The following is a 1719-nucleotide window of genomic DNA, read 5'->3' on the forward strand; positions in this document are numbered from 1 at the left end:
AACCCGAGCACGTTGCACGCTGGGCCGCTACAATCGGGCTGACGCCGGATGATTTCTGGTCTGTGCTGGCAAAGACGGTCGAAGACGGCGTGGGTGTTCCGGACGCGATTGCAAGTTTGTCAGACGCAATGCGCCGCCTTGGGGTTCCTTTCGGCTCGCACGATGACCCGGATCCAGAGACCCGACGCAGCTATAACGCGGTGGGTGCATACATCGCAGAATTCCCCCTGACACTTGCGGCTGCGCAAACGGCGCGCGGTCTGGGAAATGCCATCATGATGGGCGCAACAAACGCCCTGCGCGGGATCAGTACGTCGGGCAATGTTTCAGCACGGGAGTTGATTGCATCAAACCTCTGCGATGCGCCGGTCTCGGACTATTACTATCCGTCGCTTTTGCACGCGCCATTCAAGCTGGCCCAAGATGGCATCTGCGACCTCGGCAAGGCTTGGGGGCTAGTGTCTTCTGGTCCTGCAAAGGCCGTTGGCCTTCATGATCGCGGCACCCTTGTCCCAGGATTGCGCGCTGATGTCGTTGTCGTGCGCAAGGACGATCATGGCAGGCCACATTTGGTTGCCAGTTTCGTCAGCGGAGAACTGGCCTTTAGCGATAGGTCTTTCGCCAGGTCCATTTAGCGCACAATTGAAGACATGCGGGCGATTTGACCGATCATATCCTCATCACAGGGTGCTCCGGCGGTGGTAAAACGACCCTGATTAACGCGCTTGCCAAACGTGGTCACTTGATCGTACCGGAGCCGGGCCTGCGTATCGTGCAGGACGAAAGAGCAAGCGGCGGATCGGCTTTGCCCTGGATCGACATGGCTGCCTTTCTGTGGCGCGCCCTGGAGATGGCAAAGGCTGATTTGGCGCGCATGGCGGATCAAAGCCCAACTGTTTTCTACGACAGAGGGCTTTTGGATGCTGCGGTCGGGCTCAAGACCCTTTGCGACGTCCCATTCTGCGAAACTCTCGGACCTGTCTTCCCCTATGCAACACGCGTCATCCTCGCCCCGCCCTGGCGCAATAATTTTGAACAAACGGACGACAGGCAGCATAGTTTCAAAGAGGCCAAACGTGAATATGATAGCATTCGTGGCGCGGTTCAGGATCTGAAGTGCGACATTGTCACCCTGCCTTTTCTCGACATCGCCGCCCGGGTCGCTTTTGTGGAGCGCACTTTCGGCCTGAAACGGCCACTTGGAATCAATCCGACCAATCGTAGAAAACCTTGACAGACCATCGCGGGCTGCATACCCCAGCGATATTGGAGAGAACCATGCTGACGACACGCAGCCTTTTTGCTTACGGCTATGCCCATTTCTGGGAGCTGAGCGCGTGCGGCGGCCATTCTTCGAGCGGTGATACACACTAAGTCACATATCCCACCCCGAAGCCAACAAGCCGCCCGTTTCCGAGGCGGCTTTTTCATTTTCAGGAGACCATGAATGTCCTTCCCCCACGCCAAACTCGCCGACAGCCTGTCTCTAGCCACAGGATACATCGACCCCACGCCATTGGCCTGGGTGTCCAAGCTGCAGCCCCCGTCGGGAGTACCCCCGTTATGACCCGCGCTTGTATATCAGTCGCCACGGCATTGTCAGGTTGTTGCAACCAACTTGCCGTTGTAGCGCGATGACATGTTGAATCTGTCTGATCTATCCCGTCTCAAGGGGTTTCGTTTCCCACGCTCAGTCATTGGCTACGCGGTTTGGGCGTA

The 1719-nt window shown here is 57.4% G+C and carries 2 protein-coding genes; both read left to right on the top strand.

Annotated elements, in window-relative coordinates:
* A partial coding sequence (locus KIN_RS22175) for an amidohydrolase family protein (protein WP_505712036.1) occupies positions 1 to 635 on the top strand: 635 nt, incomplete at its 5' end.
* Between the two features lie 26 nt (positions 636 to 661).
* Positions 662 to 1234, top strand: coding sequence for an AAA family ATPase (locus KIN_RS22180; RefSeq protein WP_159811271.1), 573 nt, complete (start codon positions 662 to 664; stop codon positions 1232 to 1234).
* Positions 1235 to 1719 lie beyond the last annotated feature (485 nt).

Source organism: Litoreibacter roseus, assembly GCF_009811795.1.
Taxonomy (GTDB): domain Bacteria; phylum Pseudomonadota; class Alphaproteobacteria; order Rhodobacterales; family Rhodobacteraceae; genus Litoreibacter; species Litoreibacter roseus.